The following is a 20,589-nucleotide window of genomic DNA, read 5'->3' as shown; positions in this document are numbered from 1 at the left end:
GCCTGTCTGACACAGTCCCTTCATCGGCAGAAGATCGAAATGCATCATCCGGGGACACTCAATTGTTTTTGTGGATTCGATGCGCGTATCCCAGGACGGGGCTTGGTTTACGCAGCAGCTTCAAGGATCGGCCAGAGTTGATCGACCTGCCACTCCAGTTCGGTCAGCGCCCCGCCATTGGTCAGTACATAGTCGGACAAAGCTGCCTTCTGCTCGTCGGAGATCTGCTGAGCCAGCCTGCGGTATGCCTCCGCTTCAAGTTCCGCGCGCTGCTCCTCTCTGATCGTCTTGCCCGCCGAAGAACGAGCGACGAATCGTGCGACCTTCACCTCCTCCGGAGCCGTCACGAGGATGATTCTGTCGAAACGGCTTTGCCAGCGCGAACCATCCGCGGGACCATGGTGCGTCTCGAAGATCAGAGCCGACTCCACCATCACTACCGCGTGAGATTCTCGCTGAAAGATCTTCTCGGTCAACTCCATCTGGCGCGCGATTACAAGAGGATGAGCGATCGCATTCAACTCTTCGACGCGGCCCTCCGTGAAGGCGATGCGTGCCAGGCCGGCGCGATCAAGAGTGCCATCGGCCAGAACCACACCGAAGCCAAAGTGCGCGACCATTCCGTTGTAGATCGGTTGGCCGGGCTTCATCAGCTCGCGCCCGATCGCGTCCGACTGCAGGATATGCGCCCCGAGAGCCGCGAACAGCTTCGCCGCGGTGGACTTGCCGCTTCCCAGGCCGCCGGTGAGGCCAACACGCAGCATGGCGGTTACTTACTCCCCAGCGAGATTCCTCGGCGCAGCTTCGCCGCAGCTACTGTGTTTTGCATCAGCATCGCGATGGTCAATGCGCCGACACCGCCAGGGACCGGGGTGAACGCGCCCGATAACGCGAAGGCAGCCGGGTGAATGTCCCCGACGACGACCGATCCGCGTTTGGCAAAGGCCGCTTCCCGGGCCGGATCGCCCGGGAAGAACTCCTCCATCTCGGCGGCGTCGGTGATGCGATTGATTCCGACGTCGATCAGCGTTGCGCCCGGCTTGATCATCTCCGCCGTCACGAATCCCGGTCTACCGATCGCTGCCACCAAAAGATCGGCCTCGCGGGTGAAGCTGCCGAGATCGACAGTCTTGCTGTGGCATACGGTCACCGTGGCGGAGGCATTCAGCAGCATCACCGCAGTGGGTTTGCCTACAATATCCGAGCGCCCCACGACGACCGCGTTCTGCCCTGCAACCGGCAATCCGCTGCGCCGCAGGATCTCGAGGATGCCGGCGGGCGTGCACGGAGCCAGCCCCGGCTGACCGCTCTGTAGCCGGCCGACATTCACGGGATGAAATCCATCCACATCTTTGTCCGGCGACACCGCCTCGAGAAGCCGCTTGGTGTCTACGTGCTTCGGCAGCGGAAGTTGGATCAGGACTCCGTCGATGTCCTCGCGGGCGTTGAGAGCCGCAACCAGCTCCAGCATCTCATCGGTCGAGATGCTCTCCGGTGGCGTGATCATCTCGCTGAAGATTCCCAACTCGCCGCAGGTCTTCACCTTGGTGCGAACGTAGATCTGCGACGCAGGCTCCTCGCCAACCAGAATCACCGCCAGACCAGGTGTGATGCCGCGCGCCGAGAGAGCTTGTACCTCGGCTGCGACCTCAGCCTTGATCTGCGCAGCGATGGCGACGCCGTCCAAAATCGCCGGAGTTCTCTTTATCTCATCCATACATCTTTCATGGTATCGCGCTCCCCGGCTCCTCTGACGGTAAGATAGTTTCGTGAGCGCGCAATCTCTGCCGGCCGCAGATCTGAAGCACGAAGACCTCCAGTACGTCGTCTGCCCAGTGTGCCATCAGAAGCTCGGACGCATGGGAGATGTCATCTCGTGCAAGGGATGCGGGCGACGCTATCCGGTGATCGAAGGAGTCCCCGTACTGCTTGCGGAACGCGCTCTCTAATGGGAGCGCCTCAAGGAAACTTTCCGGGCCATCTTTTCGTAAAGTCCTCTGACGATAGGTAGATTATGACGTCTAACACTATGGGTAAGCTGACGGCGGACACACGCCGGGCAGGAGAAGAACAAATGACAAAGGCAAAGGGCGCCCACGTCGAAAAGTTCGCTGAGGCCGATCTCTCCGGATTGCGGGAAGATCTGATGAAGTCGGGTCTCGACTCCTGGCAGGCTGCCGATCTCATCAGCAGCTTTCTGGTCACCCGCGGCTACGGCGTCTCTACGCAGGATGCGCGCAAAGCGGCGTTCCGGATGGAGTCGATCAGCTGCTCCCTGCCTTGCCTCCAGGAGGAGCTGGAGAAGATCGCTCAGCTGATGTGAAGCGTGATCGTCAGCGCCTGTGTAGAGTCAACTCTCTGTCTCTCCCACGCTACGCTGAGGCCGGATCTCCCATCCCCGCGTAAAGCACCTGCATCAGCCCATCGAATATTCTTCGGCCCTCTCACAAGGCATAATCAAAGGATGCCGTCTCTTTGGTCCCCAACCGACTGGCCCCAGCGCCTCGCCGAACTCCAGGCTCCGACTGGTGAGTTGAAAGAAGCTCCTCTGCGCCGCGACGTCCGCTCTCTCGGCATGCTGCTCGGCGAGGTGTTACGCGAGCAGGCCGGCGAGCCGCTCTACGAGGCCGTCGAAGCCCTTCGCCGCATCGCAATCGCCCGTCGCGAGGCGGAAGCCCCGCAGACCGGAGCTGCCGACCAGGCCGCCGCCACCGCCCATCTCCAGCAGGCGCTCGCCCGTGTCCATACGCTCGACCTTCCCGCCGCCTACCAGCTGGCCCGCGCCTTCGGCTTCTACTTCGAGCTCATCAACCTCGCCGAGACCAACCATCGCAAGCGCCGTCGCCTCTCCCTGCAGCTCAATCAAAACGCCAGCGCATCCGGCTCTATCCAGCGCGGCGACCTGCGCGGAACTCTTCGCCGTCTGCGCCAGGCTGGCTTTACCACCGAACAAGTGCACGCATTGCTGACTCGCATCTGCGTCTCGCCGGTCTTCACTGCACATCCCACCGAAGTCGCCCGCCGCAGCGTCATGTTCAAGCGCCGCCGCATCTCCGATCTGCTCGAACAACTCGACCGCATCCCCGTCCCCGAACCTCACCTCGAATCCCTCGAGCGCGATCTGCGGGCCGAGATCACCGCGCTCTGGCAGACCGACGACGTACGCAGCGCCCGCCCCACCGTGCTCGACGAGATCCGCATGGCCCTCGACTACTACGAGTCAAGCCTCTTCGACACCCTCCCCGTTCTCTACTCCGAGGTCGCCACCGCGCTCGCAGCCGAATATCCCAACAATAAAAGATCCCATTCAGTTACAAATAGATCGAAGCAGGACAAATTTTCAGCAACTCACCCCTCTATCGCCGATCTGCCCCAGCTGATCCGCTTTGGCTCCTGGATCGGCGGCGACCGCGACGGCAATCCCTTCGTCACTCCTCAGGCAACTCGCGACGCCCTCGCAATGGCTCGCGCTCTCTTATTGACACACTATCGACGACGCCTGCAAAACATCTTTGAGCAGCTTGCAAGCTCGACCCAGCAGGTTCCCGTCTCCAAAGAACTAAGTGCGTTGCTCGACCGCTACCTCAGTCAACTCCGCACCGCCGGCCAGAACGCTCTCGGAGAGCGCTTCCCTCACGAATCCATCCGGCTGCTCATCGCCTGCATCATGATGCGGCTCGGAGCGACTCCACAATCCGCCGTTCCCGTTCCCGCCAACCCCGCGCTCAAGCCCTACACCCGCGCCGCCGAGATGCTCTCCGATCTTACGACCCTTCGCGATTCGCTGATTGAAAATAGCGGCCCGCGACTCGCCGAGATGCTCATCGACCCGCTGCTGATAGAGGTTCGCACCTACGGCCTGCATCTGCAGACGCTGGACATTCGTCAGCACGCCCGCGTCCACGCCGCCGCCGTCGCCGAAGTCTCGGCATGGTGTCCTTCTAACTCGACTGACTCGCTCAACCTCCCAGCCGCGCTAAGCGATCAGACCGCGGAGGTCCTCGACACCTTTCGCGCCATAGCCGAGCTTAAGCAGACCTACTCCCCAGAGTCCATCCGACAGTACGTCATCAGCGGCGCAACCAGCGCGGAAGATGTACTTCAGGTCATCTGGCTGGCTCGTCTCGGCGGAGTCAGAGTTGAAGCCACAGCCCCAGCCACGGATGGGAGAATAGACGATCCCGGCTTGCAGCCCGTGCCGCTCTTTGAGTCCATCGAGGATCTGCAAAACGCCCCGGCCATCATGCGCAAGCTCTGGACGAGCGATATCTACAAGCCGCTGCTCGCAAGCTGGAGCCGCCAGCAGGAGGTCATGCTCGGCTACTCCGATTCCAACAAAGACGGCGGCATGATCACCAGCACGTGGGAGATATGGAAGGCCCACCGTGCACTCCACCAGGTCGCTCGCGAGTGCACCGTGACGTTGCGTCTATTCCACGGTCGCGGCGGCACCGTAGGTCGCGGTGGTGGCCCCACACACCGCGCCATCTTCGCTCAGCCTGTCGACAGCTTCACCGGCGAACTTCGCATCACCGAGCAGGGCGAGGTCCTCAACTGGAAGTACTCCGACGTAGTGCTCGCCGAGCGCAATCTCGAGCTGATGATCGCTGCAAGCCTCGACGCACTGGCCCGCCCCGATGCAGCACTGCAGCGTGGCGCGGAGACTCCCCATCTCACCGGCGAGATCCTTCCCGTGTGGGAGGCTGCGCTCGACGAGCTCTCCGCTACCTCCTACGAGTTCTACCGCAAACACATCGTCGACAACCCCGACACGTTCACCTACTTCGAGCAGTCCACTCCCGTCGCCGAGCTCGAACACGCCCGCCTCGGCTCACGACCCGCCAAACGGAGCGGCAAAAAATCCATGGCCGATCTGCGAGCTATCCCATGGGTCTTCGGCTGGATGCAGTCGCGGCAACTTGTTCCTGCCTACTTCGGTGTCGGCCACGCGCTTCATCGATTCATTCAATCCAAACCCGACGGCCTCGCACAGCTTCAAACCATGGCCCGCGACTTTCCACTCTTCCTCGACATCATCCGCAACGTCGAGATGGCCCTTGCGAAAGCAGACTTCGGCATCGCCCGCCTCTATGCGTCCCTGGTCGAAGACAAGGCCCTTCGCGACCGCGTCTTCACAACCCTCGAAGCTGAGTTCAACCTGACCCACCGCATGATTCTCGAAATCACCCAGCAAAGATCGCTCCTCGAAACCAATCCGGTTCTTGAGCGCTCCATCCGGCTGCGCAATCCGTATGTCGATCCAATGTCACTCATCCAGGTCGAGCTGATGCGACGCAAGCGAGCCGCCCTGTCAAAGGGAGAGACCCATTCCCCGGAGTTGGACCGCGCCATCTCAGCAACGATCAACGGCATCAGTGCCGGCCTCCGCAACACCGGCTGAGGACTTTGTAGGTCCATCCTCATTTTGTTGTTTCGGCAAAGCTACTTTTCGTCTAGATTCAAACTCATGCTCGCGATGCTGCGCTCTTCTCGCGCCCGTTACGTTGTTGCGTCTATCTTTGCCTGCTCACTCTTACCATCCCTCCACGCACAAACGACCGAAGCCGACATCAAAGCCAGGTTGAAAGGCAAGCCGCTCTACTTACGCGGACTCTGGCGAGAGGATAAATTACACTTCGATTCCCAGGGTGCCCTCATAGGAAACTCCAGCACGGTCACCTTTACAGTCTGCGGCTTCGACCTTAAGTCGGTGAAATTAAAGTCAGACAAACTCATCCTCGAAGGTCCCCGCGTCGGTCTCGAATTAGCAGACGACAAGCAAACCCGCGTTCAGCTCGACTTTCCCATGCACATCGAGATCGCCGCGAGCCCCAGTGGTGACTATGGGCCCGCACTGGATGCTGTCTTTGTCGATGGCCTCGATAAGCTGGTTCCATCCATGCCCGTTTATTGGAAGAGCTATGCGGAAAAGAACTTTCTACCACCTTCCAGCGCGGCAACACCTACTGCACCTTCGGCAAACTCTGACTCGCAGTCGCCTAACACCACGCCTAGAAAGATCGCCGGCGCGATCAGCCCGCCAAAGCTTGTGAGTTCCGTCATGCCCAATTACAACAGCGTCGCGAAAGATAAAAAATACGGTGGCAGTGTCCTCATGAACTTTTGGGTAGGAAGTGATGGCAAGATAAGTCACCTCAGCGTTCGTCGCCCGTTGGGGCTCGGTATGGATGAAGATGCGATGGCCGCCGTGGAGCGATATGTCTTCAAACCCGCAATGGAAAATGGGAAACCAGTTACGGTGGAACTCAATATTGAAACTGCCTTCTCGATCCACTAACCATGCTGGGCCGTCGCGAATTCGGCCTTGTGTGCAAAATTTGGCTAAGTCTTGCCGCAAAGCAGCAATCAGTATCCCTGATCCGCCCGGAACGCCGTCACTTTATTCTTCACAAACGTCACCGCCATCGGTTTGCCAAGGTTCGCAAACACCACCATGCGGTTTCCGTAGTCATTGCTCGTGCTCTTGCTAACCTGTCCCAGCGCAAGCTCCACCTGCCGCTCGTTCATCCCGAGAATGACCTGGTGCGAATCCACCGCCGTCCAGATCTCCGGTCCCCAGTGTTTGTAGAGCTCATGCGGATCGTCGTAGAACAGAATCTCGTCGGTATAAAACGTGTACTGGCCCGCCTGCCGATACCCCACCGGCACGGCATACTCCTTCGCATCTCCCGCAACGTCAGGTCGCGTGAAGACCATCACCACCTGCTTGTCGCCACCAGGAATTCGAAACGTCGCAGCCTTCGGAGCCACCTGCTCGATCGCGTCCTTCACCACCAGCGGCTCCGCGCCCAACAACGTCCCGGCAGCCTTGCCGTACTGAGCCGCATGTCCCACGAGAGGATAGTATTCGAGCTGCCCGCCAGCCGACACCCAGACGGTCGTGCCAGCCAGATCCTTGATGTCCTTCAGCGTATCCGGCCGCTTCTTCTTCAAGAAGACGAGGTCATCTTCGGGAATCACCTCGCGCGCAGGCGCCTTCACCGAGTTGTCCGGAGCATTTCGCTCCCGGTAGATCAACCCCACCCGAATGCCCACCGCCAGCACCAGCACCACAGTCGCACCAATCGCCGCCTTAGCCCCGTTCTCCATCGACTCTCCCTTACCCCTTAGATAGCAACCTCTGCACTCTAATCTACCGGCTCTGCGACACTCAGCTCCTCATTGGCTCTCATCAAAGCCTCCGCCGTCAGAGCGTCAGCCTTGCGCAACTGAGGAAACAGCCCGGCAGCCGAGGCCGTCACCAACATCGACCCGATCCCTCCAATCACCACCGCACGAACCGCGCCCCACCAGTGCGCCGTCACGCCGCTCTCGAACTCGCCAAACTCATTCGATGCTCCGATAAACAGCCAGTTCACGGCACTCACGCGGCCACGCATCTCCGGTGGCGTCGCCAGCTGCAGCACGCTCGACCGAACCACCACACTCACCATGTCACTCGCGCCGACGATCGCCAGAGCTGCCGCGCTCAAGTAGATGCTCTTCGACAATCCGAAGACCACCGTAGCCGCGCCAAAGATTCCAACACACACCAGCATCGTCAAGCCGGCCTTGCGCTTGATCGGCCGCACCACCATCATCAGCGAAACCGCGAGCGCGCCCACCGATGGCATCGCCCTGAGCATCCCAAGCCCACGCGGTCCAGTATGCAGAATATCCGTCGCAAAGATCGGCAGCAGCGCCGTTGCGCCGCCCAGCAGCACGGCAAACAGGTCCAGCGAGATCGACCCCAACAGCAGCTTCGCGCGCCAGACATACTCCAACCCCGCCAGCACAGTCTTCATGCTGAAGGCTTTCTTCTCCGTGGTCACCATCTTCGTTCGAATCATGCTGACCAGCACGATGAACCCCAGCAACATCAGAAGCGTAAAGCTGTATACAAGCGGCGCGCCATTGCACATCGCCGCAACACCGGCCAGCGGCAGCGTAAACAGCAGGCCACCGACGGCGGGCCCCGACATATTCGCAATCTGGTAGACCGTCGCGCCCCAGGTCACCGCGTTCACAAAGTCTTCCTTCGGCACCAGGCTTGGCAGCATCGCACTCGCCGCCGGCCCGCTGAACGCCCTGCCCAATCCAATCCCCACGAGAACCGCATAGATCGGCCAGATTCGCCCATGCTGCAACGCCGTCGCGCTCAAGGAGAGCCACAGCAGCACGGCCGTGCAACAAGCCTGCAGCCCGTAGCAGAGCAGAATAATCTTGCGCCGGTCATATCGGTCCGCGGCATGTCCTGCGGCGAGCATAACGAACAGCCCAGGCAGAAAGAGCGCGAGCCCCGTATATCCAAGGTCCAGCGCAGAGTGTGTGATCGCATACACCTGCCACGCCACAGCGACCGACTGAGCCTCTGCCCCCAGAATCACCATCAACCGCGCTGCCTGATAAAGCCGAAAGTCCCGTGACTTGAACGCCGAGCGGTAATCCTTCTCTACCGCCTGCCCTACTCGTTGCGAACCATCCGCCATGCCCTATGTTTTCACACTTCTGTTACGAACGTGTCGGCACTACCGCAGACTTCTCGCCATGTTTTGATCCCCTACGCAGCGGTCAGTCCGCAGTTCCGGTCCGCGATTCGCCCCACTGATCCGACCGTACCGTCGCTGAACTATTCCAATCGATTCGTTCGCGCAAATTCTCAACTGGCCTAACCGCCTGTACGATCTGCAACAGAATCTGGAAGGGAATAATCAGGAAGCAGAACAGGCTCGCATGATCGAATCCGCGAGCTGTCACAACAACGGCGACGCCCAGGATGACCAAGGCAATCGATATCAGACCCCACACCGGGTTTCGGAGCCGTCGACGCAAAGGCTCCAGTTCCGTATCGGTCCAGACACCTTTCTTCATGCCGTCACGCAGCTTTTGCGCAACCAGGAAGACGATGGCAAGTCCAACTAGGAACGGTATGTCGAAAGTGAATAACCTAAACTCCCATACCGGCAAAACTGTGACCCCACCCGACAGTTTCGGAGCAAGCAGGACTCAGAAGAACACCGCGCTCGCCATGACCAGATTGCCAACTAAGGCCCACGCTCCCAATCGCGTCGGCGAGGAATGTTCCGCATAGTTCATGCTGAGAATCCTATCATCGGGCCACCTAAGATAGTCCTAGCGGCCCAGATAAACCTTGTACTGGCTCTCGACGACTCCGGTATTCCGTGCCAGTTGCAGCTTCGACTGGTTGTATTGATACAGCGTCTCCACCAGCCTGCTCTGGGCCGCGGCCAGCGTCGCCTGCGCCTGCACGACCGGCAGATTATCATCCACCCCGGCAGAGAAGCGGTCCGTCGCATCCTGCAACTCCTGCGTCGCGAGGTCCACGTTGCTCTTTGCCACCTTCACCAGATCATTTGACGACTGAACATCCAGCATCGCCGCACGAATCTGCTGCTCGATCGTCACCCGCAGCGAATCGATCTGCTGCCTCAGCCCCATAACCTGCGCGTCCGCCACCTCACGCTCGCCGCGAAGCTGCCCTTCCTGAAACACCGGCACGCTCACCTTGCCGGTCGCCGCGAACACACCGTGGTAGAGCGAGCCGATCTCCCCCAGCACGCCGTAGTATCCATCGAACGAGACCACCGGCAGACGCTCCGCCCGCACTGCCTTCCGCGCCTTTGCCGCAACTTCAAGCTGGGCCTGCAGACTCAGCAAATCCTTCCGCCGCTGATAAGCCAGCTTCTTCGCATCTTCGAGCGGTAACTGCGCGAACTCCGCATAAGGAGCCGTATCGGTAAGCGTAATCTCCTGGTCCGCGGGCAGTCCGATCAGCCGGTTCAGGGCAATCTTGTCCTTCGCAAACGCGTTCTCATCATTGATCAGCGCTTGTTGCTGCGTCTGCAGTTGAACCCTGGCGCGCAACTCATCCAGATTCGTCCCTACGCCTGCCTCATGCGAGGCCTTCGCCTGCTGGTACGCCACCTCGTCAGCCTTCTCCAGAGCCTGTGCATTGGCAATCTGCGAAGCATCCGCCAGCGCCAGCAGATACTGTGTTCCCACTGCGAGAGTGACGCCACCCAACTCATTCAGCGTCGTGAGATTCGCCACCTTCGCCGCCTGCTGGGCCGACCGGTACAGATAGTACGCAGGCACATTGAAGAGCTGCTGATTCAAACTCAACCGTGCCGAAGCCGTATTCACCTTGACGATCTCGCTGAACGTCCCAGGCGAAAGGTTAAATTTTTCCAGCGAGGAGGCCTTGAATCCCTGCGCCGCCAGATTAACCTCCTGTGCCTCAATCTGGCCCTTCGCGGTCAGGCTCGGCAGCAGACTATTTTCGACGGTCAACACCTGGCCGCGCACAATCCTCTCGTTCTGGATGACCAGCAACATCTGCAGGTTGCGCTTCTCTCCACGAGCGATTGCATCATCCAGGCTCAGCGGCAACGTCCCCGGCGTCCCCTGCTCGACCACCACCCCGCCCGGCAATTTGACGATATTCGGCACCGGCGCCGACGGAAGATCAACATTCTGGGCCTGCGCACTTTGGGCCTGCGCACTTTGGGTCTGCGCGACCGTCATGGGGACGCATAAAGCCAGCGCCGCAGGCCACACAGCAGCCCACAGCCGCATCTTCGCTTCTCTTGAAATTCCAGTCAGGGCTTTCATGCTCTCTTATTAGAGTGCCACACTCCCCTCCCGATGCAGAAATAGCGAGAAAACGATCCTCGCCTCCCTCCCTCAGCTAAAATACGAAAGATAATCCTATGCGTCTTATACCAATGAACCGCATCGTCCTCGCCGCAACCCTGCTCCTCGCCCTTCCAGCCAGCATCCCGGCCTTTGCCCAGGGCTTCAAAGACACTTCCATGCTCCGTGCACCCGCCGGATCCCAGGTCGCGATCTACGAGTTTGAAGACCTCGAGTGCCCCGCATGCTCGCACGCCTTCCCTATCGTCCACGCGGCCGTTGATAAATATAAGATCCCCCTTCTCCGCCACGACTTCCCTCTGCGGATGCACGTTTGGAGCTTCGATGCGGCCGTGATCGCCCGCTACATTCAGGACAAGATCTCCCCCCAGGCCGCTGAAGAGTACCGCCGCGCGGTCTTCGCCAACCAGATCTCCATAGCCTCCAAGGAAGACCTCAACGCCTTCACGCAAAAGTACTTCCAATCTCATGGCCGCGTGATGCCGTTCGTCATCGACCCGAACGGTCTCTTTGCTGCAGAGGTGCACGCCGACCAGACCCTCGGCGAGCGCGTCGGTCTCACCAAGACCCCGACCATCTTCATCGTCACCCACAAGGGCTTTGTCGAGGTCAACGATGTCACCCAGCTCTACGCCATGCTGGACACCGCAATCGCAGAGAACCCGGCACCCGCAGCGGCCAAACCAAAGACCACGACAGCGAAGCGGTAGACCGATGACCAGGGCTCAGCTTCTACTCTCGGGCCTCCTGTTTACAACTGTTGTCGCAATCACGAACGCTCAGCAAAGCTCCCCGGAGTTCATTCAGCCCTCGCGGCCTGTTCCGACAGGCCTCGCACCCCACATGCAGGTGAAGCTGGTGAATCAGCAGAAGGGGGAGCGCACCTACGCTGTCATCTTCAGCAAAGGCGACGAGGTGCTCAGCGGACTGACCGACTTCGCCAAACAATATCACGTCGGCGACGCGCACTTCACCGGCATAGGAGCAGTCTCTAGCGCCCTCACCGCATGGTTCGATTTAGATCGCAAACTCTACCACCCGCTGCCTGTCAACGAGCAGGTCGAGGTCCTCTCCATGATCGGCGACATCGCCTCCTTCCAGGGCAGGCCAATCGTTCACACCCACATCGTGCTGGGGAAACAAGACGGAACCACAGCGGGCGGTCATCTCTTCGAGGCTTGGGTCAACCCCACGCTGGAGGTCTTCGTGACTGCCGACGACACACCGCTCAACAAGCGCGACGATCCAAGCGGCCTCAGGCTTATCGACCCCACGAAGTAACCCGCACCCGCCTCCCCGGTCACGGCGCTTCACCGACTCTGGCCGTCTCACCGAACCTGAAAGATCAGGAAGTAGTCCTGCCCGTCCGCCTTGGTAAAATCGTACGTCCCAACCAGCTTGTACCCAGCTTGACCCATCTCTTTCACCACAACATCGTGGTTCAATCCATGGTCCGATCCATTGCCGTTGCGGTCGATGATCCCCACCTTAGCCCCCGGCCGCAAAGCCTTTTGCAGCACCTTCATCGTCGGCACAGGGTGCGCGATCTCGTGATAGACCTTCAGCATCAGCACCGCGTCCACGCTGCCCGAGGGTAGCCGCGGATCGTCCGGGCTGCCCAGCACCGTCCGCACATTCGACAGATCTTCCTTCAACGCTCTCTTGCCGATGTATTCGATCGCCAACGGATTAATATCCTCCGCGATCACCGCGCCTGTAGGCCCCACCCTGCGCGACGCACGCACCGTAAACCACCCAGAGCCGGCACCGATATCCGCCACATTCTTCCCCGCGACAATTCCAAGCAGATCCATCACACGATCAATCTGCAGCTTCTTATCCCGATCCGGATACTCAAAGATGGAAAGGTCACCAGAGTAAGGAGTACTCGTAGGACGCTGCGTCACGTCCTGCGCCGCGTCAGGGGAAGTCGACATCATGGCGGTCGCTTTGTCCAGAGTCCGCTGCGTTCCCGCGCCTGTCTGCCCACCAGAAGGAACGCAAACTCCAGCCGTCAAAACTAAAACCAAAAGAGCTTTACCCACCCGTGGCCGCAGAAAATTACTCAGAAACATCATCCCAACAGCATCCGCCAATTCGCGCACGAGGGCAATTCCCGTGCGTCGCTGATTACAGCCTCACCAACAACTCCACCCGCCCAATCAACGAATCTGTACCAGCTCCGCGTCAGCCCCATGCCCCGATGCGCCCGGCGTCACCGAGGAGGTCTGCGGAGCGCGCCAGTGGTCGATGTAGCTCACTTGGTGCACGCAACTAATCGTGCAGCTCGGCGCGCAACTCTTCTCCGTCAAAAACTCCCGCTTCACATCGGCAGTCTTATAGTGCGCCAGCGGCACCGCCGGATATCCGCGCTGCTGGCTGCAATAGTGCACCAACCCGTTCTCGCAGATATACAGATATCGCCCGCCCGCCCGGCAACGCCAATCATTCGTCTTCCCGTTGGCGATCGCCTCCTGGAAGTGGTTGAACCGCGAGTAGCTCCGCCGGGTCAGGTTCCGCACCTTGTCCCAGACCGTGCGCTCCGCCTCGCCCAACGGCTTCAACTGCCCGCTGCCATCGTGAATGATCCCAATCGTCGAGCTGAACCCCAGCGCCAGCGCCCGCTCACTCACCGTCAGCGCGTCATTTGGATTCGCAATTCCGCCGCCAACCACGGAGTTGATATTCACATGAAAGTCCGCGTGCTCGGCCAGCATCTGCAGCTTCTTGTCCAGCACCTTCAGACTCTTCTTCGAGACCTCATCCGGCATCACGTTATCGATCGAGATCTGCATATGATCGAGCCCGGCCTTATTCAGCCTCTCAATCCGGTCCGGCATCAGCAGATATCCGTTCGTGATCATCCCGGCAATCGCGCCCGTCTGCCTGATCCGCGCAATAATCTGATCCAGCTCAGGATGCAGCAGCGGCTCGCCGCCCGAGATCGTAATCACCGAAGTCCCCAGCCGCCCCAGATGATCGATGCGTCGCAGCATCTCCTCCAGCGGCACCGGCTCCGAGTGGTCGTCGTACTCATTGCAGTAGGTGCACGCCAGGTTGCATCGCCGCATCGGCACAATGTGCGCCATGTACGGATGCCCGGTCGACATCACCGCCGAACCGATCGAACCCAACTCACGCAGCTTTCGCGTCACTGCCTTCCAGCGGCGCCTGGCAGTCATCGGACGGCTGCCATTCACCACGGCAGTTGTAGGAGCAGAAGACATATCACTTTCAAGTATATCGAAGTGCGCGCCGATCTCCTTCTTCGCCAACCCGATAACCGGCAAATCCCCAAGAAAACACCAAAAACTATCGCGTCTTATTACCCAAATAGAGTTCTGCTAAAAAAATCCGCCGAGTCTTCCAAACCCACCTCACCCTACAATTTGGCCAACAGTTCGCGAGTATATTGGCCCGTCTCGCCAAAAAACTCCTCCAGCCCAAACCCTGGAATCACACACGAGCGCTTTTTGGTATCCGGCGTCAGCGTCAGCGTCTGCTCCTGCTTGTCGCGAATCACCACCACCGGCACCGGCCGCCCCCTGTTGTCGTGGATCGTCTTGGTCCAGTCGGTTCCACTTGAAACCGCGATCGAGTTAACCCGCACCACCACATCTCCTGCCCTCAGACCTGCCTGCTCCGCCGGACTGTTGCTGTCCACGCTCCGCACCAGCAGCCCCGCTCCACCCTCCGCGCCAAAAAAACCCGCCAACTGCGGTCCCATCACCTCAAGCTGAGCGCCCGTGTAAGACGAACTCAGAATCATATTCATCGCCAGCATCTCGCGATGCCCCTTGGGAGTCGTTGCCGTGCCGGACGACGTCGAGGCGCCCATAAAACTATTGCCGCCCCGCACAGACCCCGAAGGCCCATCCCCCGGAGCCGGAACCGTGTAGTGCTGGTCCCAGGCCTGCTGCCCGACCGTTCGCCGATCCGCCATCTGCATGGTCATCGTCATCGTCTGCCCATCGCGGCTGACCACGAAGCTCACCGTCCGCCCCACGGGCTGATCGCGCAACATCCGCTTCAACTGCTCCTGGCCGTCAATCGCCTGGCCGTTCATCTGCAGGATCACGTCATGCATCCGCATCCCTGCCTTGCAGGCCGGTCCATCATGATCCAGACTCACAATCTCCGCCCCACGCGCCTCTTTCATCCGCAGCGAACCAGCCTGATCGTCGCTCACGTCGCGTGCCTCCACCCCGAGATATCCCTGCACCGCGTACTTGTGCGAGCCGCCCCCCATCGCCCCTTCGAGCACTGTGCCCGCAGACCAGAAAGGCAGACCCTGCGCCGCCAGCAAACTCTGCCCGCCAGGCAGGACAGCCGTCAGCGCCACAACCCCCGCCACTATCCCCAGCGACCTGCGGTATTTCATCGGCCTACCCTCATCCGCACTGCACTCACGCCCGGCAACCGAGCGCACTTATCCTGCCCTGTCTACTGAATATCTGCGGAGCTTTGCAGCGCGTTATACGATGCCGTCCGAATATACGGATTTGCGTCCTGCGTAGAAACCGTTCGCAGCACCTGCCGCACACTCGAGTCCGACTGCACCGGCTCCAGCAACCCAATCGCGGTCTTCCGAACCTGCGCATCCGAATCATGCATCACGGCTTCGAGCACCGCATCGCGCACATGCTGATCCTGTCCCACAAAACGCTGTAAACCCTCGAGCGCCGTCATTCGAACGCCGGCATCATGGTCATATCGCAGCGACACCATCAGCGCATTGCGAATCTCTTTCCCGTCTACGGCGGTTGGCTGGCACGCATGACCGGACTTGCATTCGCTCGTCAGCAACGCAACCGAATCCTTCCGTACTGTATCGGCGCCATCCACGCCGGCAGCACGTGTCCCCACCATCAACAGATTCCGAATCTCCGGACTGTCCAGCGATCCTTCCATCGTCTCAGGAACGACCCTGTTGTACTTCACCTGTACCAGCTCCGAGTTCGGCGTCTGCACGATCCCGGTCACATTGGCGATCACGCCTTTATCCACGCCTTCATCCGGACCCGTGACAATCACCGGCTTCTGAGGCTTCGGAGCATGTGCCACCTGATAGCGCAGCGTAAAGTTTCCTCCCAGGAAACCCACTCCCAGCAGCAGCGTCGCCAGCGCCGGAGCACCTCGCACATGCCCCAGCCAACGATAAAAATGTGTCCTTAGTTGAGTAAGAAACCCATGCGGCGGAATCATGTCCAGCTCGTCATCAAGCCGCATCCGCGATTGCGCCAGAAGATTCGGCGAAGGCTCCAGCACGGGCAGCAACGCCAACCGCTCTTCGAACGTCCGGAACGCCTCCAGCTCCGCGCGGCAACCCTCGCACTCGGTCAGATGTTGTTCCAATCCCCCAGCCAGCTCGTCGGGCAGCTCGCCGTAGTTCAACAAAACTATACAGTCTCTTGCGCTCTCACACTTCATTGTCCTACCTCAACCAGCCTCAAATTTTGCTTTGTTTTGTGGGCTCTAAGTGCGCCCTTATAAAATCATCCCCAACTCGCCTGCACTCACAACTCTCCGCTATCGCAGCTCCGCCAGATTAGCCCGCAGCTTTCGCGTGGCCCGGAACAGCGTATTCTTAGCCGTCTCTTCCGTCGTACTCAACATCTCCCCAATCGTCCGCAGCTTCAGCCCCTGATAGTGCTTCAGCTCGAAGACCGTTCGCTCCCGCGGCGTCAGCTTGCTCAAAGCCTCGCCGATCCGCTCACTCATCACCTTGCGGTCCAACTCCCGTCCCGGATTCGCCATCGCCCGGTCGTCGGTGATATTGGCCATCAGGTCCATCTCATCGCCACTGGCATCCAACACCGTCGCCGGATCTTCCCTGCGGCTCTTTCGCCGCCGCAGCTGGTCCAGGCAAAGGTTCGTAACAATCCGGTAAAGCCACGTATAAAAGCTGCACTCGAACCGGAAGTTCCCCAGGTGGCGATACGCCTTGATGAAGGCCTCCTGGTGGACATCCTGCGCATCCTGCTCATTGCCGAGCATATGCAGCGCCAGCCGAAGCACAGACTGGTCATATCGCCGCACCAGAGCGTCGAACGCCGTTCGCTGGCCCTTCTGAGCCTCGCGAATCAGTTCGTCGTCTTCGGTCCGCTGCTGTGCCCGCGCGTCCAGCTGCGCCTGCGTCAGCTTGCCGCCGTTTCGGGTTCCTGGTTGAGCCGCTGCCTTTGCCATCGCTGGCAACGATTCTACCGCTGTTACCCCTAATAATCCCGTGGCAAACGGGCTGACGTGCCGTTTTCGGAGCCCCACAGCGAGCGGAGAAGACAACTCCCCGCCAGGATTCAACCCAGCAGCCTCTGCATTCATCGTTCTGACTCCGGAGTCAGGAAATCGAACTACACCCCGATAGACCCCCGAACTTCCAAAAGGTGAGCATCCTGAGCTACCACAAAAGGGGCAGCCCCCCACCGAGACCGCAATAGCATCGCCATCTCCACAAATACTCGTCATATCCACAAATACTCGTTATCCACAAAAATGCTCCTCATCCCGACAAACACCCGTCATCTCCAAAAAATGCTCGTCATCTCGACCGGAGGCGGCGCACTTTGCCTCCGTAGTGGAGAGCCCCCCGCATTTCGCATTTACCCACCAGTTCGAACCACCTATCCATCCACGCCGCCGAACTCACCCGAGCCCACCATCCGGTAAACTCACCCAATGCCTCCCCGCCCGACCACCGCTCCCAGCCTCTTCTCCGAAGCCCCCACCCCCAATCCACCTGCCCCGAAAAAGACCGCCTGGATCAACGCCCACTGCGACGGCGGAGCCCGCGGCAACCCCGGCCCCTCCGGCTACGGCGCTCTCATCCAGGACGACCACGGCAACGTCCTCGCCGAGCTCTCCGAATTCCTCGGCCTCCGCACCAACAACTACGCCGAGTACTCCGGTCTCCTCGGCTGCCTGCAATACGCCCTCGATCACCACCACCCCCGCCTCCGCGTCGTCTCCGACTCCGAGCTGATGGTCAAACAGATCCAGGGCAAGTACAAGGTCAACTCCCCCGACCTCAAACCTCTCTGGCAGGAGGCCCGAAACCGCATCGCCAAACTCGAAGCCTTCGAGATCTCCCACGCCCTACGCCACAAAAACAAAGACGCCGACCGCCTAGCCAACGAAGCCATGGACCGCGGAATGCGCCACACCCCAGCCGGAGCCGGCACCTCCAGCCCGCCCGCCGCCCCACCCAAAGCCAACCCATATCCCGACAAATCCGAAGCCCCACCCAACCCCTACGCCAAAGCCGACACCATGCTCCGCGGCTTCACCAAGGACGGCGTCGTCCACATCCTCGGCAACGCCACCCTCCCCGACGGCGTCTTCGTAAAAATCATCCGCGAATAACCCTATTTCCTCGAGACGTCCACGCTGGAGTCGTTCGCGTATTCGATCCTGAAGTCGATCTGGGCGGCCTTTTCCAGCATCTTCGAGACCGAACAGTACTTATTCTTCGAGAGTTCAACAGCGTCTTCGGCAGCCTTCTTTGAGACAGCACCGCCAATCCGGTAAGTCAGCATGATCCTTGTAAACACCCGGGGCGGCGCAGCGGCCTGTTCAGCGGTTGCAGACACAGTAAGGCTGGTCAGGGGTTCGCGCTTCTTTTCGAGGATCGACACGACGTCGACAGACGTGCAGGCGCAAAGGGCCATCAGAACCGCCTCCATGGGGGTAGGGCCGTTGGCGTGCGCAGCTCCAGCGTCGAAGGCGACATGATGGCCACTTTCGGAGTGCCCCTCAAACTCCATCCCCTTTTTCCAAACCGTTTTGGCAAACATGGGTCGTTCCTTTCTGGATTCATCGCGTCAGTCGATAAGAGCCTGAAAATCCTCCGCGACGGAGTCTTCGTAAAAATCATCCGCGAGTAACGGTCCTCAGTTTGACTTGGGATTCGCATCATTAGGCGAGCCATGGCTGGTTATTCAATGGGTAACAGCTTGATTAAACTCTCCCAGGTCATCAAACGCGTGCCAAAGTCCAGCTGACTTGATTTTCTGAATCTCTGATCCTTCAATCATGTATTGAGACCTAGCCGTCGTCAAAATCATCCGGGAATAACTGCCTTCTCCCAGCAGGCACCGAGCCCTTGGATGCGTTCCCGTAGTGCCCGAAAGACTGCAAATTTACCTGCGGCCTCAAAAAAAAGCATTTGCCAATTTTCCTTTCACCTGACACCATTCCCAATATCTTCCACAAGAGCGAGGGACCGTCAGATATGACTGGAAACCCGGACAGATCGGATCATGGGCGTCTGACCCTTATTGGGGCATACCTCATCGCTGCGCTGCTGGCTATCGTAGGTGCGGTGCTGGCGCTGAAGCACGTCGGCAACGACGTAGCGTTCACCATCTTCGGCCAGGAGTTCACCAGGGGCGGCATCGCTGCGGCCGGGCTTTTTCTTGCTGCGGTTATCGTCATCCTGGTCAGCAGAAGCGCCGCCCGGAGATCCCGCAGCGTGACCATAGGCGACATCCGCACCGCGGGGTCAGGTTCCCCAGGGTTTGTCGGCGGAGACTATGGCTCGTCCGCGCCAACCGGCCCCGCAGCGCCCATCGAAAAAGTGAAAATGGGTGGCGTCACCACCCTGGGAGATCAATCTCCCGGCGTCGTGATGGGAAACTTTACCGTCCATATCGATCAGCAGATCGTTCAAAATGCAAACCAGAAAAGCCGGACACAGTGGCGCCCTCTCTCCGTGCAGAAGATCGCACTCATTAGCGACAGCGATGCCGCAAAGCAGGGCTTTCTACAGACCATGTGCCTAGCTCTCGCAAAGACCTTTCCTACCCAGCCCTACATCCGTTTTGTCTCCGCGTTCACTATCGAGGAGAGGATCGTGCCGGACAACCACAAAGCTCTCGTCGTCACCGCGATCAGCCAGCGTGCCGACTTCTGCCGCAACCTCTACGAAATTGCCGAGCGCGACCTCAAAGCATTCTTCCCACTCTACAAACTGCCCTTCGACAGTCCCGAGAGAAACAGGCTTCTGGACAAGATAAAAGCCGACCACGCGAAAGAAATGGAGCAGCTCAACGCAGACTTCCACGTTCTGCTCGGGCACCTTAGCTTCAGCAAGGTATGGACGCCAGTGGAATGTATCGTCGACGGAACCGCCAGGACGATCATCATTCAGGAGCTTCCTGCCTCAACCGACTACGCCACCTATCCCGATAAGCTGCAAACCACAAGTGAACTGATGCAATTTCTCGCCGGCCTCACCCGAGGCCCTGTTACCCCGGTGCCCGGAATCGACTTCGTCACAAAAAATCCTTCGCTTCTAAGACTGATGATGGATCTGCTCGATCACCACGGCTTCAAACAGGACTCCATCAGAGTCGGATTGGAGGATCCCGAAGAGTGGGACTACGTCAACCCTCAGTTCGACGCGGAGAGTGGCCTCTCTGCTAAAAGCTAACTGCTTCGAATCGCACTTGTGTGACCTCACAACTCTGCGGCCCGAGCCAGACTCGAGCAGACCTCCTCCACCGCACTCATCTGCCCTATCATTCCCTCTAGCTTCACCGCCCCAAACCTGTCCTCGAAGCGCCTCTGCATCCCATCCAGAATCCCAGCCACCCGGACAGCCCGCCGCCGCCCCGCAGGCAATAGCACCAACCGAAGCGCACGGGCATCTTCCACATTCATCTTCCTGCGAACCAGCCCCTTCGCCTCCAGCGACGAGATGCAGTGGCTTATATTGCCTCGAGTCGTCTGAAACGTCTCCGCCAGATGCGACGGCTGTATCTCCCCTGTTCTCTCGAAGAGAATCGCCGCCAACACCAGCGACTCGAACAGAGTGACGCCGTGCCCCCGCAGAACCTGATTGACCGCAGACTCCATCCGGCGAGCGGCACGAATCGTCTGCACCACAGGGCTCTGACTCAAAAACGCATCAATTCTCAC

At 59.6% G+C, this 20,589-nt stretch carries 21 protein-coding genes; 8 read left to right on the top strand and 13 right to left on the bottom strand.

Annotation, left to right across the window (positions count from 1 at the left end):
* Positions 1–107 precede the first annotated feature (107 nt).
* Both coaE and HDF10_RS00490 read right to left on the bottom strand, forming a co-directional pair.
* Positions 108–764: a dephospho-CoA kinase gene (gene coaE, locus HDF10_RS00495; protein ID WP_183809440.1), complete on the bottom strand. Its 657-nt coding sequence runs from the start codon at positions 762–764 to the stop codon at positions 108–110.
* A 5-nt stretch (positions 765–769) separates the two neighbouring features.
* Positions 770–1,717 carry a bifunctional 5,10-methylenetetrahydrofolate dehydrogenase/5,10-methenyltetrahydrofolate cyclohydrolase gene (locus HDF10_RS00490; RefSeq protein ID WP_183809438.1) on the bottom strand — a complete coding sequence of 316 codons (948 nt, stop codon included), beginning with the start codon at positions 1,715–1,717 and terminating at the stop codon, positions 770–772.
* A 52-nt stretch (positions 1,718–1,769) separates the two neighbouring features.
* Here HDF10_RS00490 and HDF10_RS00485 point away from each other — a divergent pair, with 52 nt between their 5' ends.
* The 4 genes from HDF10_RS00485 to HDF10_RS00470 all read left to right on the top strand — a co-directional run bounded on the left by HDF10_RS00485 (position 1,770) and on the right by HDF10_RS00470 (position 6,298).
* A complete protein-coding gene (locus HDF10_RS00485; protein ID WP_183809436.1) occupies positions 1,770–1,949 on the top strand; it encodes a Trm112 family protein in 180 nt (59 codons plus the stop codon).
* A gap of 125 nt (positions 1,950–2,074) precedes the next feature.
* Positions 2,075–2,323: a hypothetical protein gene (locus tag HDF10_RS00480; protein ID WP_183809434.1), complete on the top strand. Its 249-nt coding sequence runs from the start codon at positions 2,075–2,077 to the stop codon at positions 2,321–2,323.
* 141 nt (positions 2,324–2,464) lie between these two features.
* Positions 2,465–5,401: a phosphoenolpyruvate carboxylase gene (locus HDF10_RS00475; RefSeq protein WP_183809432.1), complete on the top strand. Its 2,937-nt coding sequence runs from the start codon at positions 2,465–2,467 to the stop codon at positions 5,399–5,401.
* Between the two features lie 66 nt (positions 5,402–5,467).
* Positions 5,468–6,298, top strand: coding sequence for an energy transducer TonB (locus tag HDF10_RS00470; protein WP_183809430.1), 831 nt, complete (start codon positions 5,468–5,470; stop codon positions 6,296–6,298).
* 68 nt (positions 6,299–6,366) lie between these two features.
* On the opposite strand, the gene HDF10_RS00465 is transcribed toward HDF10_RS00470, so the two are convergent.
* From HDF10_RS00465 to HDF10_RS00450, 4 genes are all read right to left on the bottom strand, one after another.
* Positions 6,367–7,110, bottom strand: coding sequence for a hypothetical protein (locus HDF10_RS00465; protein WP_183809428.1), 744 nt, complete (start codon positions 7,108–7,110; stop codon positions 6,367–6,369).
* Between the two features lie 38 nt (positions 7,111–7,148).
* A complete protein-coding gene (locus HDF10_RS00460) occupies positions 7,149–8,489 on the bottom strand; it encodes an MFS transporter (RefSeq protein ID WP_183809426.1) in 1,341 nt (446 codons plus the stop codon).
* An 82-nt stretch (positions 8,490–8,571) separates the two neighbouring features.
* On the bottom strand, positions 8,572–8,967 hold the full coding sequence (locus HDF10_RS00455; protein ID WP_183809424.1) for a hypothetical protein: 396 nt from the start codon (positions 8,965–8,967) through the stop codon (positions 8,572–8,574).
* 165 nt (positions 8,968–9,132) lie between these two features.
* Positions 9,133–10,632 carry a TolC family protein gene (locus HDF10_RS00450; RefSeq protein WP_260177521.1) on the bottom strand — a complete coding sequence of 500 codons (1,500 nt, stop codon included), beginning with the start codon at positions 10,630–10,632 and terminating at the stop codon, positions 9,133–9,135.
* Positions 10,633–10,730: 98 nt separating this feature from the next.
* Between HDF10_RS00450 and HDF10_RS00445 the strand changes: the two genes are divergently transcribed.
* Positions 10,731–11,384 (top strand): DsbA family protein, encoded by a 654-nt coding sequence (locus tag HDF10_RS00445; protein WP_260177520.1) that lies wholly within the window; start codon positions 10,731–10,733, stop codon positions 11,382–11,384.
* Positions 11,385–11,388: 4 nt separating this feature from the next.
* Complete coding sequence (locus HDF10_RS00440; RefSeq protein WP_183809422.1) at positions 11,389–11,955, top strand: PPC domain-containing DNA-binding protein; 567 nt, start codon at positions 11,389–11,391, stop codon at positions 11,953–11,955.
* Positions 11,956–12,002: 47 nt separating this feature from the next.
* On the opposite strand, the gene HDF10_RS00435 is transcribed toward HDF10_RS00440, so the two are convergent.
* From HDF10_RS00435 to HDF10_RS00415, 5 genes are all read right to left on the bottom strand, one after another.
* Entirely contained in the window at positions 12,003–12,779 is a 777-nt protein-coding gene (locus HDF10_RS00435; RefSeq protein WP_311732620.1) for a class I SAM-dependent methyltransferase, read from the bottom strand.
* 57 nt (positions 12,780–12,836) lie between these two features.
* Positions 12,837–13,901: a radical SAM protein gene (locus tag HDF10_RS00430; RefSeq protein ID WP_260177519.1), complete on the bottom strand. Its 1,065-nt coding sequence runs from the start codon at positions 13,899–13,901 to the stop codon at positions 12,837–12,839.
* A gap of 155 nt (positions 13,902–14,056) precedes the next feature.
* The gene (locus HDF10_RS00425; RefSeq protein ID WP_183809421.1) at positions 14,057–15,055 is read right to left on the bottom strand and encodes a PDZ domain-containing protein; all 999 of its coding nucleotides are present in this window, start codon (positions 15,053–15,055) and stop codon (positions 14,057–14,059) included.
* Positions 15,056–15,117: 62 nt separating this feature from the next.
* Complete coding sequence (locus HDF10_RS00420; protein WP_183809419.1) at positions 15,118–16,104, bottom strand: HEAT repeat domain-containing protein; 987 nt, start codon at positions 16,102–16,104, stop codon at positions 15,118–15,120.
* Between the two features lie 99 nt (positions 16,105–16,203).
* Positions 16,204–16,995 carry an RNA polymerase sigma factor gene (locus tag HDF10_RS00415; RefSeq protein WP_221271324.1) on the bottom strand — a complete coding sequence of 264 codons (792 nt, stop codon included), beginning with the start codon at positions 16,993–16,995 and terminating at the stop codon, positions 16,204–16,206.
* A gap of 354 nt (positions 16,996–17,349) precedes the next feature.
* Here HDF10_RS00415 and HDF10_RS00410 point away from each other — a divergent pair, with 354 nt between their 5' ends.
* Entirely contained in the window at positions 17,350–18,033 is a 684-nt protein-coding gene (locus HDF10_RS00410) for a ribonuclease HI family protein (RefSeq protein ID WP_183809417.1), read from the top strand.
* A 2-nt stretch (positions 18,034–18,035) separates the two neighbouring features.
* Here the strand turns inward: HDF10_RS00410 and HDF10_RS00405 are convergent, their stop codons facing one another.
* Positions 18,036–18,464, bottom strand: a complete 429-nt coding sequence (locus tag HDF10_RS00405) for an OsmC family protein (protein WP_183809415.1) — start codon at positions 18,462–18,464, stop codon at positions 18,036–18,038.
* A 437-nt stretch (positions 18,465–18,901) separates the two neighbouring features.
* Here HDF10_RS00405 and HDF10_RS00400 point away from each other — a divergent pair, with 437 nt between their 5' ends.
* Positions 18,902–20,101 (top strand): hypothetical protein, encoded by a 1,200-nt coding sequence (locus HDF10_RS00400; protein WP_183809413.1) that lies wholly within the window; start codon positions 18,902–18,904, stop codon positions 20,099–20,101.
* A gap of 26 nt (positions 20,102–20,127) precedes the next feature.
* On the opposite strand, the gene HDF10_RS00395 is transcribed toward HDF10_RS00400, so the two are convergent.
* Positions 20,128–20,589 carry a MarR family winged helix-turn-helix transcriptional regulator gene (locus HDF10_RS00395; protein WP_183809410.1) on the bottom strand — a complete coding sequence of 154 codons (462 nt, stop codon included), beginning with the start codon at positions 20,587–20,589 and terminating at the stop codon, positions 20,128–20,130.

Origin of the sequence: Tunturiibacter empetritectus, assembly GCF_014201375.1 — a bacterium.
Classification (GTDB): Bacteria; Acidobacteriota; Terriglobia; order Terriglobales; family Acidobacteriaceae; genus Edaphobacter; species Edaphobacter lichenicola_D.
Note: the sequence above shows the minus strand (reverse complement) of the source record. Positions and strands in the feature narration are given on the sequence as shown.